At 69.1% G+C, this 13,955-nt stretch carries 16 protein-coding genes; 6 read left to right on the top strand and 10 right to left on the bottom strand.

Going from position 1 to position 13,955, the window contains the following annotated elements:
• Nucleotides 1-253 precede the first annotated feature (253 nt).
• Together QAA18_RS06490 and QAA18_RS06485 are read left to right on the top strand one after the other, a co-directional pair.
• Nucleotides 254-574, top strand: a complete 321-nt coding sequence (locus QAA18_RS06490; protein ID WP_279412016.1) for a hypothetical protein — start codon at nucleotides 254-256, stop codon at nucleotides 572-574.
• The gene (locus QAA18_RS06485; RefSeq protein ID WP_279412021.1) at nucleotides 541-1,323 is read left to right on the top strand and encodes a zinc-dependent peptidase; all 783 of its coding nucleotides are present in this window, start codon (nucleotides 541-543) and stop codon (nucleotides 1,321-1,323) included. The genes QAA18_RS06490 and QAA18_RS06485 overlap by 34 nt, the downstream gene beginning before the upstream one ends.
• Before the next feature lie 357 nt (nucleotides 1,324-1,680).
• Here QAA18_RS06485 and QAA18_RS06480 read toward each other — a convergent pair whose 3' ends face one another.
• The 4 genes from QAA18_RS06480 to QAA18_RS06465 all read right to left on the bottom strand — a co-directional run bounded on the left by QAA18_RS06480 (nucleotide 1,681) and on the right by QAA18_RS06465 (nucleotide 5,280).
• Nucleotides 1,681-3,051, bottom strand: a complete 1,371-nt coding sequence (locus tag QAA18_RS06480) for an ATP-binding protein (protein ID WP_279412019.1) — start codon at nucleotides 3,049-3,051, stop codon at nucleotides 1,681-1,683.
• A gap of 57 nt (nucleotides 3,052-3,108) precedes the next feature.
• Nucleotides 3,109-3,792 carry a response regulator transcription factor gene (locus QAA18_RS06475; RefSeq protein ID WP_279412015.1) on the bottom strand — a complete coding sequence of 228 codons (684 nt, stop codon included), beginning with the start codon at nucleotides 3,790-3,792 and terminating at the stop codon, nucleotides 3,109-3,111.
• Between the two features lie 45 nt (nucleotides 3,793-3,837).
• Nucleotides 3,838-4,242, bottom strand: coding sequence for a hypothetical protein (locus tag QAA18_RS06470; RefSeq protein ID WP_279412013.1), 405 nt, complete (start codon nucleotides 4,240-4,242; stop codon nucleotides 3,838-3,840).
• Between the two features lie 114 nt (nucleotides 4,243-4,356).
• A complete protein-coding gene (locus QAA18_RS06465) occupies nucleotides 4,357-5,280 on the bottom strand; it encodes an arginine deiminase-related protein (protein ID WP_279412011.1) in 924 nt (307 codons plus the stop codon).
• Nucleotides 5,281-5,318: 38 nt separating this feature from the next.
• Here QAA18_RS06465 and QAA18_RS06460 point away from each other — a divergent pair, with 38 nt between their 5' ends.
• From QAA18_RS06460 to QAA18_RS06450, 3 genes are all read left to right on the top strand, one after another.
• Nucleotides 5,319-7,151, top strand: a complete 1,833-nt coding sequence (locus tag QAA18_RS06460) for a tetratricopeptide repeat protein (RefSeq protein WP_279412009.1) — start codon at nucleotides 5,319-5,321, stop codon at nucleotides 7,149-7,151.
• A 137-nt stretch (nucleotides 7,152-7,288) separates the two neighbouring features.
• Nucleotides 7,289-8,281 (top strand): hypothetical protein, encoded by a 993-nt coding sequence (locus tag QAA18_RS06455; RefSeq protein WP_279412008.1) that lies wholly within the window; start codon nucleotides 7,289-7,291, stop codon nucleotides 8,279-8,281.
• 1 nt (nucleotide 8,282) lies between these two features.
• Complete coding sequence (locus QAA18_RS06450; RefSeq protein WP_279412007.1) at nucleotides 8,283-9,863, top strand: hypothetical protein; 1,581 nt, start codon at nucleotides 8,283-8,285, stop codon at nucleotides 9,861-9,863.
• Here the strand turns inward: QAA18_RS06450 and dusA are convergent.
• Nucleotides 9,852-10,850 carry a tRNA dihydrouridine(20/20a) synthase DusA gene (gene dusA / locus QAA18_RS06445; RefSeq protein WP_279412018.1) on the bottom strand — a complete coding sequence of 333 codons (999 nt, stop codon included), beginning with the start codon at nucleotides 10,848-10,850 and terminating at the stop codon, nucleotides 9,852-9,854. The two genes, QAA18_RS06450 and dusA, sit on opposite strands and share 12 nt — an antisense overlap.
• A gap of 58 nt (nucleotides 10,851-10,908) precedes the next feature.
• Nucleotides 10,909-11,448 (bottom strand): hypothetical protein, encoded by a 540-nt coding sequence (locus tag QAA18_RS06440; protein ID WP_279412006.1) that lies wholly within the window; start codon nucleotides 11,446-11,448, stop codon nucleotides 10,909-10,911.
• Between the two features lie 61 nt (nucleotides 11,449-11,509).
• Here QAA18_RS06440 and QAA18_RS06435 point away from each other — a divergent pair, with 61 nt between their 5' ends.
• Nucleotides 11,510-11,698, top strand: a complete 189-nt coding sequence (locus QAA18_RS06435) for a hypothetical protein (RefSeq protein ID WP_279412005.1) — start codon at nucleotides 11,510-11,512, stop codon at nucleotides 11,696-11,698.
• Nucleotides 11,699-11,716: 18 nt separating this feature from the next.
• Here the strand turns inward: QAA18_RS06435 and QAA18_RS06430 are convergent, their stop codons facing one another.
• The 4 genes from QAA18_RS06430 to QAA18_RS06415 form a co-directional block, all read right to left on the bottom strand.
• Entirely contained in the window at nucleotides 11,717-12,151 is a 435-nt protein-coding gene (locus QAA18_RS06430) for a hypothetical protein (RefSeq protein WP_279412004.1), read from the bottom strand.
• 17 nt (nucleotides 12,152-12,168) lie between these two features.
• Complete coding sequence (locus QAA18_RS06425; protein WP_279412003.1) at nucleotides 12,169-12,909, bottom strand: HAD family hydrolase; 741 nt, start codon at nucleotides 12,907-12,909, stop codon at nucleotides 12,169-12,171.
• A gap of 43 nt (nucleotides 12,910-12,952) precedes the next feature.
• Nucleotides 12,953-13,264 carry an EF-hand domain-containing protein gene (locus QAA18_RS06420; protein WP_279412002.1) on the bottom strand — a complete coding sequence of 104 codons (312 nt, stop codon included), beginning with the start codon at nucleotides 13,262-13,264 and terminating at the stop codon, nucleotides 12,953-12,955.
• A 236-nt stretch (nucleotides 13,265-13,500) separates the two neighbouring features.
• The coding region (locus QAA18_RS06415; RefSeq protein ID WP_279412001.1) for an RES family NAD+ phosphorylase at nucleotides 13,501-13,955 on the bottom strand (455 nt) is incomplete at its 5' end.

Raw genomic sequence — 13,955 nt, 5'->3', positions numbered from 1 at the left:
CGGCGCGCAGCGCGCGCACGTGCTTCCAGATCGCCGCCCGGGTCTGCCCCGCTGCCTGCGCCAGGGCGGCGCCGCTGGCCGGGCCGTCCAGCAGGCGCTGCAGCAATTCACGCTCGTTCATGCATCCGCAGTCTGACGGATGCCCCCGCCGTTGTCTGCTGCGGCGCAGCATTGCAACCTTCTGCGCCGCCGCCGCATCCGGGATATAGTGACTGGCCGCTTCCGGCCAGTGCATCCCCAGAGGATTGCCGTGATGACCGCACCGCGCAACCTGCACCGCTATCGACTCCTGTCGCTGTGCCTGCTCCTGGCATCGGCCGGCGCATTCGCGGAAGCGCGCGACGTGCGCATGCACGGCCCCAACAGCGGTGGCGGCGAATGCGTGGAAGCCGATCCCGCGCTCGACGAGGACGTCGTGCCAGGCGTGGACGCAGCGGCGACCGCGACGCAGGCGACCAAGCCCGCCGGCAGCACCCGCATCAAGCCGGTGATCGGCGTGCGCGGTGGCGACGCCAGCGGCAGCAGCGCGCACTCGCCGCGCTGGCACAGCTTCCTGCCGGGCATGTTCCGCTAGCCGGTTACGTGCTCGAAGCATTGCTGCGGCGGCTGCGCCGCGATCCTGACCCCATCGACCCCTTGCTCTGGCGCGACGCGTGCGCCGGTTTGCCGTGGCTGCGCGGCCTCGGCCAGGAAGCCGACGCCGTGCTCGCGGCGCTGGCGGCGCGCTTCCTCACGCAGAAGACGATCACCGCGCTGGGCGGCCTGGAACTGGGTGCGCGCGAACAGGTGCAACTGGCTGCGTTGTGTTGCCTGCCGCTGCTGCGCTTCGGCGCCGAAGGCCTGCACGGCTGGTCGCAGCTGCTGGTGTATCCGGATGCCTTCCGCGTCGACCGCAGCCACGTCGATGCCGCCGGCGTGATGCACGAATGGGAGGACGAGCTGATCGGCGAAGCCTGGGACGCCGGCCCGCTGATCCTGTCGTGGGCCGACATCCAGGCCGAGATCGCCGAACCGGATGCGGGCTATTGCGTGGTCGTGCACGAGATGGCGCACAAGATCGACCTGCTCGACGGCGTGCTCGACGGCACGCCGCCGCTGCCGCGTGCGTGGCAGCGCGAATGGGCGCGCGATTTCCAGCAGGCCTACGATGCGCTGGTGCGCGACGTGGATGCGGGCCGGCGCACGCTGGTCGACGAGTACGCGGCGGAGGCACCCGAGGAGTTCTTCGCGGTCTGCACCGAGTACCACTTCAGCGACCCGGCCACCCTGCGCCGTGCGATGCCCAAGGTCGCCGCCCACCTCGCCCGCTTCTACACCCCGTAGGAGCGGCGGCAGCCGCGATGTCCTGGCGTGCTTACGCTGGAAAGGCGGTCCGCTTTGGCGAATGTCCCCCGGCCGGGCCTGCGGCCGGGCCTCCTCCTTGATTTCGCCAAAGCGCACCACCTTTCCCGCGACGCCCGGAGCGACCCGCGTCGTGAGCGCCGCTTCGGGAGCGTTCCGAAGCATCGACCCACCTGCTTGGCTTAGCGTCGTGGAATGGGTTTGCCCAAGACGGGACCGTCGGAGGCATGGATGCCGACGACGAGGCCCCATGGACGGGTTCACGCCGTGTCCCGGCTTGGGCAAACCCATTCCTCGGCGCCCCGCACGCAAGCGGGCGGTTCGCGGCTGCCGCCGCTCCTACAGGCCGGGGGGCAACGTGACTTCGAAGCGGGCGCCGCCGAGTTCGGGAGAGGTGGAGACCACGAGGTCGCCCCGGTAGTCGCGCACGATGTCCTGCACGATCGACAACCCGATCCCGTGCCCCTGCACCCGCTCGTCGCCGCGCACGCCGCGCTGCAGCACTACCGCCACCTTCTCCGGCGGAATGCCCGGACCGTCGTCGTCCACGCACAGCACCAGGCCCGGCCTGCGGTTGGGCACGCATTCGCCGTTGCGCACCGTCAGCAGCACGCGCGAGCGCGCCCACTTGAATGCGTTCTCCAGCAGGTTGCCCAGCAGTTCCTGCAGGTCGCCGGGTTCGCCGTGGAAGCGCGCCTCGGGATCGATGTCGAACTCGCACACCGCGCCCTTGGCCGCATAGATCTTCTCCAGGCCGCGCACGATGTGCTCGGCGTGGGGCTCGATCGCGATCGGCGCGGCGAACAGTTTGTGGCCGCCGGAAGCGGCGCGGGTGAGCTGGTAACCGACCAGGTCGTTCATGCGCCGCACCTGGGTTTCGACTTCCTCGCGGAGGGTTTCCGGGTCGGCGTCGCTGTCCAGGCGCGTGCGCAGCACCGCCAGCGGCGTCTTCAGGCTGTGCGCGAGGTCGGCCAGCGTGTTGCGTTGCCGCTCCAGGTTCTCGCGCTCGCTCTCGACGAGCGCGTTGATGCTTTCGGTCAGCGGCTCGAGCTCGCGCGGATGGTGGCCGCTCATGCGTGCAAGCTGGCCGCGCTGCACGCGCTTGAGTTCGACCTCGACGCGACGCAGCGGCAACAGGCTCCAGCGCAGGATCAATGCCTGCAGGAACAGCAGCACGATCGCGGCGATGCCCAGGTAGCCCCACAACGCCTGCCGGAACACGGTCACCTGACGCGGCAGGGTGCCTGCGTCCTCCATGATGTTGATCGTGTACGGGAACTCCGCCGCGTCGCCGCGGGTGGCGTCGACCAGGCCGAGGCTGTAGCGGTAGACCTCGCCCGGCGTGCCGTCGCTGCGGGTCATCGGCAGCGGCCCCTCGAAGCGCTCCTGGCTACCGGGCAGGATCTCGCCCTCGGGCAGCACCGGGCCCTGCGCGGACAACGACGCCCAGGCGCCGTCGGGCAGGTTGATGCTCGCATACAGGCCGCTGCCGGGCCGGTCGAACCGGCCTTCGGGCGGCACGTCGGGCGGGATCAGGCTGCCGTCGCGGGCGAAGTCGGTCTGCCCCGCGTAGTACAGCGCGAAGGATTTCAGGCGCTCGCGCTGGCCCTGGCTGGCGACGTCGACGAAGGCGCGATCAAGGGCGTAGCCGGCGAGCGCCAGGAACGCCACGAGGCCGATGCTGGCCGCCCACAGCTGCCGCGATTGCAGCGAGCGCGGGCGCCAGCGGAACAAGGGGTCGCGCTTGGCGGGCACCCTGGGCCGGGCTCAGTCCCCGCTGCGCGGAATCGCGAAGCGGTAACCGCGGCCACGCACCGTCTCGATCGGCTTGAGCGTGCCTTCCGGATCGAGCTTCTTGCGCAGGCGGCCAATGAAGACCTCGAGCACGTTGGAGTCGCGGTCGAAGTCCTGCTGGTAGATGTGCTCGGTGAGGTCGGCCTTCGAGACCAGCTCGCCGGCGTGCATCATCAGGTATTCGAGCACCTTGTACTCGTAGCTGGTCAGGTCGACGTTGCGGCCGTCGACGGTGACCGTCTGCGCGGCCAGGTCCAGGACCACCGGGCCGCAGTCCAGCGTCGGCTTGCTCCAGCCGGCGGCGCGCCGCACCAGCGCGTTGATGCGCGCCAGCAGCTCTTCGACATGGAAGGGTTTCACCAGGTAGTCGTCGGCGCCCTGCTTGAGGCCTTCGACCTTGTCCTGCCAGCTCGATCGCGCGGTCAGGATCAGCACCGGGAACTGCTTGCCCTCGCCGCGCAGGGCCTTGATCAGCTCCATGCCGGACATCTTGGGCAGGCCCAGGTCGATGATGCCCAGGTCGAAGGGCACCTCGCGGCCCATGTACAGGCCTTCTTCACCATCCTGGGCGGCGTCCACGGCAAAACCTTCGCGCTTGAGGCGTGCGGCGAGGGTTTCCCGCAGCGGGGCTTCGTCTTCGACGAGGAGGATACGCATGGATCGACTCCGGAAAGCGGCGCTGTGGAGGCTAGTATCGCCTATTCAGTCGTCGTCGCCGCGTGTAGGGGGGCGCTGCGCGGGGTCGTCCATGAAGACGCGCACCCTGCCGTGTTCGTCGATGACCTTGATCCGGTTGAGGTCGCGGCCCTCGTAGGGCACGCGTTCGGCGCTCAGCACCTGGCCGCGGGTCCGGCGCTCGATGCGGCGCACGCTGTCCGACAGCGCATCCTGCTGGCGCATGCGCCGCTGCCGGCGCTCGTCGTTGTTGTCGACACGGTCCCGGTCCGTGACCCGCAGGGGCCGCTGCGGGCGGGTCTGCTCGCCCAGCTCGGGCATCACCGGCTCGGGGCGCTTGCGCTCCTCCTGCTGCGGCCCGGCCATGGCCACGCCGCTGGCGCCCACCAGGGCAATCAGCAGCAGCGACGACAGGCGAAGCGGGAACGGCATCGGAGGACCTCGGGGAGGCGGTGAATGTTGATTGTCGAAACCCTGCAGTGAATCCGTCCTTAACTTTTACCCTACCCGGCGCCCGGCCGCAGCCCGGGTTCAGCCGCGGCGCCGCTAGAACACCTCGCCGACGCAGCAACGCAGCGAACCGCCGGCCGCCTCGATCGCGTCCAGGGGCGCCTGGCGCAGGTCGAAGCCGGCACGGGCCAGGGCGTCGCGGGTGCCGGGCGAGAGCGCTGTCGCGGCCCTGGCGCTCATCCAGACCGTTCCGGCGGACAGGGCGATGGCGTTGCCGGCGAACGCCGCATGCTCGGCCGCGGACAGCAGGATGGCGTGGGGCGCGTACAGCGCCGCGATGGCCTCGACCGCCGCCGGGTCGGCGAAGCCGCCCGGGCAGACCAGGGCGGCACGGCCGGCCAGCACCGCCAGCACGACGTTGGCGTGGTATTCGCCGGGCGCCAGGTCGAACATCAGCGTCGCACGCAGGCCCAGCGCCTCGTGCATCAACCGGGCACCTTCCTCGTCGCAGCGTTCGGACAGGCCGCACAGGCCGATGCCCCGCGCGCGATCGACCACCAGGGAGCCGGTCAGTTCGCAGGGATGCGGCTGGGTCGACAGATCGATCTCCGCGTAGTCCAGCACGCCGCCGAAGAAGCCGCGGATGTCGGCCCGCGCGGCCTCGCGCTGGCGCACCGCATGGCGCATGCGCCCGACCAGGTAACGACCGCCGCCCGCCACCCTGCCGGTGGCGAACACGTTGTTGGGGAAGACCGCGTCGGGCGTGTCCGGATCGCCGGGGAAGCAGACCGTCGGCAGTTCCGTCGACAACGCCCGCTGCAGTGCGCGGTGCTGGGCGAGCGCACGCGCGGGATCGAACGCCGCGGCTCCTGCCATGTAGCGGTTGTCCGCCGCGGACTGCTCGGCCAGCGCGAAGCCCTCCGGTGCCACCAGGAAGGCCGCGCGCGCGGTCGCCGGGCCGAAGTCCGGTGCCAGGGTGCGGGCGTGGTCGAGGAAAGCCTTGCAGTCGCGGGTGAGCATGTGGGGGCGGCAGTCGCAATAGCTTGTACCCTACACCGATGCGGCACGACCTTGGCACTCCAACGTCCACCTGGCGCTTCGGCGCCGTGGAGCTGGACGAAACTTCGGGCACGGTCAGTGTTTCCGGCGAGCCCTGCGACCTGCCCCGTAGCGCGGTCACGGTGTTATTCGTGCTGGCACGCGCCCAGGGGGAAGTCGTCACCAAGCGGGATCTGCTCGAGTCCGGATGGCCGGGCCGGGTCGTACACGAGAATTCGCTGGCGAAGGCCGTCGGCAGCTTGCGCCGGGCGCTGGGCGAAGACGGCGAAGCGATCGAGGTCGTGCACGGCTACGGGTACCGGCTCGCGGCACCAGTAGCTGCGATGGACGCGCATGCGGCCAGCGATGGCCTGGACGACCTGCAGCGCGATTCGCCTCCTTCGCGGGCAACGGCGATGCCGCCGACCACGCAGGGCCACGGTGCCTTGCCGGCGGCGAGCGTCGGCTTCGTGGGTGGTGCCCTGCTGGCCGGAATCGCAGTGTGGTGGTGGATGGCCAATGCATCGCCGATGGTGCTCGTCCCTTCGCCGACCTCCCCCCTGCAGGCCTTCCTTTCAGAAGACCTGCTGCAGGCGGCCGACCCCTACGAATCCGGCGACGATGGCGACAGCCTGCGCGCCGCCGTGGCACGGGCCGCCAGCCGCATCGATGCACGCTTCGCCGACGACCCGGCCACCGCGTCGGCATTGCACGCACGGGTTGCCGATGCGTTCAGCGGGTGGGGCGAATACGAAAAGGCGGTCGCGCACCTGCAGCGCGCACGGATGTTGGCAGTGTCTGCGTACGGCGCGCAGTCGCAGGAGGTTTCGCGGCTGGACATCGCCTCGTGTCAGCAACTGCGGCTGGCCGGAGACACCCGCGCGGGCGAACCCGTGTGCGCACGCGCTGCCGCCGCGGCCGACCGCCTGGACGAAGCCGACGCGATGCAGGCCCGGGTCGCGCAGGCGAAACTGCAGTTCGAAATCGGCGCCTATCCCGAATCGGTGGCCATGCTCCGCCCGATCGCCGCCGGTTCCGCCGAGGCCGCTCCCGCAATCTGGGCCGATGCGCAATGGTTCCTGGGCCTGGGTCTGCGCAAGCTGGCGCGCTACGCGGAGGCGGAAACCGCGTTTCGCGCCCTGGTCGAAGCCCGGCGCGAGCAGCATGGCGACACCCATCCGCTCACCGCCTGGGCGTATGCGGACTACGGCGACTACCTGGTGGATGCCGGCCGCTACCAGGAGGCGGAAGAGACGCTCGCCCGCGCGCAATCGATCTTCGACGCCAGTCTTGGCGCCGACCATCCCGAATCGCTGTCGCCGCGCTACAGCCTGGCCGTGATGCACCTGGCACGCTCGGAATGGCAGCCCGCGGCGGCGCTGCTGCGCCCGGTGCTGGCCCGCTATCGCCAGACGCTCGGCACCGACCACCTGTGGACGCTGTACACCATCACCGAGCTTGCCCTGGCCGAAGCCGGGCTGGGCAATCGCGAATCGGCCTCCGACCTGCTGGAGGAAGCGGCTCGCAATGGTGCCCGGCTGTTGTACCGTCGACCGGCGAAGGCCGCGCACTTCCAGTTGCGATGGGCGCGCGCATGGTGGCTCGCCGGCGACAACGCGCGCTCGGGCAAGGCGCTGGACATGGCCGAAGCGGCGTTGGCCGACGCTTTCGCCGCCCCCCATCCCTGGCATGCCCGAGCCAGTTGCCTGCGCGCGCGGCTGGCGCTCGCCGACGGCCGTGCCGAGCAGGGGCGGGAGCGCGCCAACGCCTGTCTCGCGGAGCTGCAACAAGCCGCCGTGCCCGCCTCGTATCCACTGCTCGCCGAAGCCCGAACCCTGCTCGCAACCCGCTGACTCCCAGCCGGATTCAGCAGATTTCAGGAATTTTCAGCAACCGCCCACCACGGGTCAGCACAAATCACGCCGCAACCCTGGACCCGCCCGCCCCGGCGCTTCCAAGATCGTGATCGGAACCACACGGGGATGGGCGAATGGAACGAGCGCATCGTGGCTGGCGGCTGGCCGCCCTGCTGGGCCTGGGCATATCGTTGACGGCGCCAGTGGCGGCGCAGCAGCAGGCCGAAAGCCCCTACCTGGACATCCAGTGGAACAGCCAGGTCGTGCGCCTGATGCTGCCGGTCCCGGCCGGCCTGTGCCAGGCCGATGCCAAACCCGACGCCGCGCCGATCTGGAGCGAATACGATTCCGGCAACGAATGGCCGCACACGCTCAAGCCAAGCATGATGCGCGCGATGTTCTACCTGGCCTACGACTACTACGGGATGGGCCTGAACCACTACTTCACCCTTCGCCAGGACGTCACTCCTGATTTCGACAAGCGGTTCGCGGTACAGAAACGACTGAACGGGCCGTGGGCAGATGGTCGCATCCCGCCCGACTACGCCACCGCCTTCATGCATGCAACGGATTCCGGAGCGCTGGCCGGCGACCTGGAGATCGCCGAGAAGTGGGGTGGCAGCGCAACGGCGATTCATTTCCGCCACGCCGTCATCGATCCCTTCGACCTGGAACTGCTGGTCGACCGGATCCATCGCTACCAGGCCGTGGGTCTTTCGCCACGGGGCCAGCGGGCGACCCCGATGGACGCCGAGGTCGACCTGGAGGACATCCACTACTACCGCTTCGGCACTGTCCGGGACATTGCGGGCGCCGAGCGCGTGCTTGGCCTGGTGCTGACCGAATCGTTCTCGTATCCCGGCACCCTGTCGGACGACAAGCCTGACTACCAGGCCTATGGCTACGAAGCGAAGCGCCTGCTGGCACAGGCGAGTGCCCCCGAGACGCTGCACGTCGTTGCGTTGCGGACCAGGTCCGCCCTGTGCGAGCAATGGCGGATGCAGCAGGAACGCGAGCGCACCGGACAGCCCACCGAAACCGACCGGCTTCTGCGGGCGCTGATGCAGCGCGCCGGTTTCGACGACGAACGCGGCGGCCTGTGGGTCATCCCGGCGGAGGGCCATTGAGATGAAAGCACGATTCTTCACGATCGCCCTGGTGGCTGCCCTGCTTGCCCCGCAGGCGGTATTTGCCCGGGACGCAACCTGGGAAACGCTGGGCCCGCGCAAGCAGCAGGAAGCGGACGCGGCCATCAACGCCTTCCTCGACCAGCAGTTGCTGGCCTTGCGGACGAAACTCGAGGCCACGCCCTGTCGGCTCAGCGTGCTGAAAACAGGGTCGATCGAAGACCGCTACTACTATTCGGACCAACCCCAGCCACCGCCGAAGAACTGCGGCGAATACTGGACCGAGCGCGAGCAGCAATTCTGGCAGCGCTGGCGTTCCGGCGTGATCGACGACAAGAATCGGAACGCTGTACGCGAAGCCGTGGCATGGCCGGGAAACTTCGACCGGATGAAGGCCTTGCTGGAAAAGAAGTTGCAGCCGCTGCAAAGGCGCGACATCCGTCCCTACACGCCTTACGGCTGGTACGAGAACGTGCCCGGCGCGGAGTACCTGCTGCGCGACGGCCGCACCATCCTCGGCATCAGCCGCGATACCGTGTACCGCGACGGCGGCAAGCGCTTCCGGACCCACGTGCAGTTCTCGGTCTTCGACGTGCGCAGCCTGCCCGGCCCGGGACGTTCTTTCACCCACTACAGGACCTACGGGCGCGGCAATACAGCGGACAACTTCGACACTTCGGCGACCTTGAGCGCCCGTTTCGATCCGACCGCCCACCGGGCGCTGGCGACCTGGGGGGATCGCTACGAGCCGGGCAGGAAGGTGGATACGCGCCTGCTTGACCCGGCCCGGTCCGGGCAAGTGCAGATTGCGCCGGAACTGGCCCAACTCGGGCGCGAACTGGCCGAGCGGCGCTGGGAGCGGCTGGCATTCGTCACCGACACCGTGGCGCAGATGGCCAGGCAGCAGAAGGATCGCGCCCGGGTTGCCGAACGCGCAAACGCCGCCTGGTATCGCCGGGAAATGGCCCGATCGCAGGCACGATGGGCCCGGGATGGCGCGGATTCGATTCCGGAGACCAATGCCTGGGCCGTCGGTGCCATCGATGGTATCCGCAACGCCGCCAGCACCCAGATGTTCTGGAACGCCCGCGCCGCCGAGGCGCAGGCGCGCTACTTCCAGGCGCAGCGCGGCGGCGGCAAGCGCCGGCCGAACGGAGGCGGCCCGTGGAATCCATCGCCAACCAGCGTGGCTCCCGCCGCAACCTCGGCTGCACAACAGGCGGCTCCACAGAGTGTATCAAGGCCTGCCGCACCGCCGCCTGCTGCTCCCCCCGAGCCCAGGCGCGTCACGGTGCAGCGCACCGCCGATGGCAACTCCCATGCCCTTCTGAAGAAGGACAAGCTGGGTCCCGGCCAGGAGCAGGAAGCCTGCACAGCGGCCCGCGAGCAGGCCAACCTCAACCATGCCCTCGACGGCGACGAGAAGGCGTCCATCCGGTTCGGCAGCTGCGGCGCCTGCAAGCCGACGCAATGGGTGTTCGGCGCGCCCAACGGCAGCAGCTGGAGGATGACCTGCACCGTCGACTACACCGTCGACGTCAAGGAATCCCCGCCCAGCGGCGGATCGTCCTCAAGCCGCTGAGGCGAAGGATTCCGTCACCGCGATCGCGCGCTCCACCAGCGACCAGTCGGCCCCGGGCTTGTGCGCGCCTTCGCTGAGCACCTGGCGGAACGCACGGCCGCCGCGCTGGCCGCCGAACAACCCGAGCAGGTGCCGGGTCACGTGCTTGAGCGGCACGCCCTGCGCCAGCCATTGCTCGACCTGCGGCCGGAATGCGCGCAGCAACTCGGCGCGGCTGCGCTGGCGCCCACCGAACCAGGCGACATCGAGGCAGTGCAGCAGGTAGGGATCGTGGTACGCCGCACGGCCGATCATGGCGCCGTCGGCGTGGTGCAGGTGCGACGTCGCTTCGGCCGCCGTCGCAATGCCGCCGTTGACCACGACCTGAAGTTGCGGACGCTCGGCCTTCAGCCGGTACGCCCAGTCGTAACGCAGCGGCGGCACTTCGCGGTTCTCCTTCGGCGACAGGCCCTTGAGCCAGGCGTTGCGCGCATGCACGACGAACATCGTGCAGCCGGCGGCGGCGACCTCGTCGACGAAGGCCAGGAATCGCCCGTAGTCGTGATCGTCGTCGACACCAAGCCGGCACTTCACCGTCACCGGTACCGAGCGCGACAGATCGCCGACCGCATCGATCATCGCCGCGACGGAGGCGGCGACCAACGCCGGCTCTCGCATCAGGCAGGCACCGAAGCGACCGGCCTGCACGCGGTCGGACGGGCAACCGCAATTGAGGTTGATCTCGTCGAAACCCGTTTCCGCACCGATGCGCGCGGCCTGCGCCAGTACTTCCGGTTCGCTGCCGCCCAGCTGCAGCGCCACCGGATGCTCCACCGGATCCATCGCCAGCAGCTTGGTCCGGTCGCCGTGGATCACCGCGTTGGCGTGCACCATCTCGGTGTACAGGCGCGCATGCGGCGCGAGCAGGCGATGGAACACGCGGCACCAGGTGTCCGTCCAGTCCATCATCGGCGCGACGGACAGGCGCAAGGCCGCAGGTTCGATCATGGCCGGCCTGGGCGGCAGGGATGGCTGGGCGGAAACCGGCATCCGCCCAGTTTACCGGTCAATCCCGGTCGCGACCCTTGGCCTTGCCCTTGTTGCCCTTGCCGGGCTTGTGCCCCTTGTCGTGGCCTTTCCCCGGGTTGTCGTGGCCATGCAGCGGCCGCGACCAGCGCTGGTACACGGGCGCAAACCCGTTCTTCAGGCGATGGAACTCGTCCGAACCCGGCTTGATGCCCATGCGCTGGGCCAGGGCGCCCCAGCCCTGCCCATGGTCGCGCTCCCATTGCTCGGCGACGTAGCGGCAGGAGCGGCCGACGATCTGGGCGATGGCGCAGGCGTAGTACACGTCGCCCGGCGCCCAGCGCTCCTGCACCAGCAGCGTGGTGACGTAGTCGCGCGGGGCGCCGTGGTAGCGCACGAGCTCGTCGATGAACGATTCGCGGTAGCGGCCGCCATAGGCATTGATGTCGCCCAGGGTCTGGTCGACCCAGACGTCGCCGGTGCGGGGATTCCATCCGAACACGAAATCCTGCGCGCATGCGCTGCCGATCGTGCCGGAAAGAGCGAGTGCGAGGATGATGTTCCTGGCGCGGATTTTCATCGGGACCTCCAGTGGTTTTTCCTGCACATTGCCATGACGGCCGTGGGCGCAGGGTATGTCCATGGCCACCCGACCAGACATCCCCGAAGCACGCATCCGGCGCCTGTCGTGGCTGGCCATCGTGGCCGCAATCTTGCTCGGCGCGTATGTCGCTGGCGTGAACTGGGCGGCGCGTACCGTGGAAGCGGGTGTACAGGCGAGCATCCAGCCTTTGCAGGCCGTGACCCGCGACCGTCCAGGCCAGGACTGAACAGAGCGACGCGCGCGTTCAGCGCGCCTCCAGCACGAACGTCCCGAAGCCGATGCCGATGTCGAAACCCTTGCCGGTCCCGGCCAGGGCCAGCGATACCTCGCCCTTGGTCATGGCCGTCGCCTTGCCCGACCTGACTGCCCCGGCGTGCGCTTCGGCCGCCACGTAGGTCCCGAGGACCTCGCGGATGTCGCCTATTCCGGAGAACTCGCCATTGCCGTTGCGGATCGTCGACTTGCCGAAAGTCAGGCCGCCACCCTTCGCGGTGATCTTCACCGCTAGGCGCTGGCCGTTGTTGCAGGTGACCACGCCCTTGCCCGAAGCGGTCTTGTAGAACGCCGACCAGCCCGAAAGGTCGAAGCTCATCGAGCAGTCGATGTCGCTGGCGTGGACGGGGGCGGCCGCGAAGCCCGTGGCCAATGCAATGGAAAACAGCAGTGCGGACCTGGACATCGCGTCTCCGGCTGGTTTCAGTCACCGGCGATTGTGCCAGCCTGCGGCAGGCACAGCGCACGTACCGCGGCCGGCAGTTCGACCGGGGCGTCGACCTGGGCCATGCGTCCGGCCAGGGCCGGCGGCAGCGTCGCCTCGGCCTCGTGGGCCCAGGTCACGTGGTACGGCATGTAGACGCCCCAGCCGCCGAGTTCCAGCACCGGGACGATGTCCGAGCGCAGCGAATTGCCGATCATGGCGAAATGCCCGGGTTCGAGATCGAACTCGGTCAGCACCCGTGCATAGGTGGCCGGGTCCTTCTCGCTGACGATCTCGATGCGCGGGAACAGGTCGGCCAGGCCCGACTCGCGAACCTTGGCTTCCTGGTGGAACAGGTCGCCCTTGGTAATCAGGACCACCTCGTGGTCGCGTGCGATCTCGGCCACCGCTTCGCGGATGCCGGGCAGCAGTTCGACCGGATGCCGGAGGATCGACTTTCCGATCTCCAGGATGCGTTGCAGGTCCCCGGCGCTGATCGCCGCCTCGGTGATCGCGATCGCGGCCTCCAGCATCGACAGGGTCATGCCCTTTGCGCCGTAGCCGAAGACGGCCAGGTTGCGGCTTTCCACCGCATAGAGGCGATCGTGAACGTCGTCCAGATCGACGTAGCCGGCGATGATCCGTTCGAATTCGGCTTGCGCGGCGCGGTAGTAGTCCTCGCTGCGCCAAAGCGTGTCGTCGGCATCGAAGCCGACCAGGCGGATGCGGTGTTCTGGCATCCGCCCAGTCTAAGTCCTGACAGGGACGATATTTCGAAGCGCCTTACGGCGTCGTCGGGGTGGTCTGCTGGTTGGCCAGGTGGGCCTTGTACTCGTCGGCCGTCAGCGAGCCGTTCTTGTCGGTGTCGGCTGTGTCGAAGTCGCGGGCCAGGGAATCGACCGCACCGGCCTCGGTCTTGCTCAGCGAACCATCGCCATCGGTGTCGAGCTGCGACCAGGTGACCTTGCCCGACTCTTCCGGCTCGGCCGCGGTGGTGGTCGGGTCCTGGGTCGGCGGCGCGTCCTGCGCGAATGCGATCGGCGCGGCGACCAGGGAAAGGGTGGCGAGGCCCAGGGAAAGGAAATGACGCTTCATCGGTATTCTCCGTTGTCTTGTGGGTGCGGTCTTCGCCGCGCCGACAAGTTGGCGTTTCCTGCCTGAACGAAAAATCGAACGCAGGCGTTAAGCCAACGTTCTTTTAACCCGCTTCCGCAGCGCGTGCGCTAGCCGGCGCGGCCCGGCGGCCGACTGGCGCGGGTCGTTGCTGCCGCGTGCCGCGCCGGAACGCTGAACGGAACATAACCTTCACCTGCCTGAGCACCGTCTTCACCTCAGCACAGGCGCGGATCGATGCGCATCGGCCGCAGTTCGCGCAGTTGCACGGCGGCGTAGCCGGCATGGGCCGGATTGAGCAGCACGTTGCATTCGCCGTCGCTGATCGCGCTGGGCACCCGCAAGGCCAGCGATCGGCCCGATGCCAGCCATTCGGCCCCCACCTGCTGCACCTCGGCCCGGTAAGGGAGTTCGCGCCACGTCGAGGGCTCGTTGGTCTCCGACAGCGTCGCGCCTGCCGGCGCCTCGGCCACGGCCAGCAGCAGGCCTTCGGGCGGCTTGCCGTCCAGGTGCGCCAGGTATTCGAGCAAGGCGCCGGCGGGCGACAGCGAGGCGTAGACGCAGGGCGTGCCGGACGGGCTCCAGCGCCCGCCCGCGTCGCTGGGATGGAACGGCTGCGCGGCCTCGTCGGCAGCGACCACCCGGTACAGGCGCAGCGGCGCGGTGGAGCTCT

The sequence above is a fragment of the Luteimonas sp. 8-5 genome (genome assembly GCF_029763755.1).
GTDB lineage: Bacteria > Pseudomonadota > Gammaproteobacteria > Xanthomonadales > Xanthomonadaceae > Cognatiluteimonas.
This window is presented reverse-complemented; position numbering and strand designations above follow the sequence as displayed.

Excerpts from the sequence above, each read along its gene's own strand:
- QAA18_RS06420 (WP_279412002.1), bottom strand. The coding sequence starts at position 13,264 with ATGAAGCGTCATTTCCTTTCCCTGGGCCTCGCCACCCTTTCCCTGGTC.
- QAA18_RS06465 (WP_279412011.1), bottom strand. The coding sequence starts at position 5,280 with ATGCTCACCCGCGACTGCAAGGCTTTCCTCGACCACGCCCGCACCCTG.
- QAA18_RS06490 (WP_279412016.1), top strand. The coding sequence starts at position 254 with ATGACCGCACCGCGCAACCTGCACCGCTATCGACTCCTGTCGCTGTGC.
- QAA18_RS06425 (WP_279412003.1), bottom strand. The coding sequence starts at position 12,909 with ATGCCAGAACACCGCATCCGCCTGGTCGGCTTCGATGCCGACGACACG.
- QAA18_RS06470 (WP_279412013.1), bottom strand. The coding sequence starts at position 4,242 with ATGCCGTTCCCGCTTCGCCTGTCGTCGCTGCTGCTGATTGCCCTGGTG.
- QAA18_RS06460 (WP_279412009.1), top strand. The coding sequence starts at position 5,319 with ATGCGGCACGACCTTGGCACTCCAACGTCCACCTGGCGCTTCGGCGCC.
- QAA18_RS06435 (WP_279412005.1), top strand. The coding sequence starts at position 11,510 with ATGGCCACCCGACCAGACATCCCCGAAGCACGCATCCGGCGCCTGTCG.
- QAA18_RS06450 (WP_279412007.1), top strand. The coding sequence starts at position 8,283 with ATGAAAGCACGATTCTTCACGATCGCCCTGGTGGCTGCCCTGCTTGCC.
- QAA18_RS06440 (WP_279412006.1), bottom strand. The coding sequence starts at position 11,448 with ATGAAAATCCGCGCCAGGAACATCATCCTCGCACTCGCTCTTTCCGGC.
- QAA18_RS06455 (WP_279412008.1), top strand. The coding sequence starts at position 7,289 with ATGGAACGAGCGCATCGTGGCTGGCGGCTGGCCGCCCTGCTGGGCCTG.
- QAA18_RS06430 (WP_279412004.1), bottom strand. The coding sequence starts at position 12,151 with ATGTCCAGGTCCGCACTGCTGTTTTCCATTGCATTGGCCACGGGCTTC.
- dusA (WP_279412018.1), bottom strand. The coding sequence starts at position 10,850 with ATGATCGAACCTGCGGCCTTGCGCCTGTCCGTCGCGCCGATGATGGAC.
- QAA18_RS06475 (WP_279412015.1), bottom strand. The coding sequence starts at position 3,792 with ATGCGTATCCTCCTCGTCGAAGACGAAGCCCCGCTGCGGGAAACCCTC.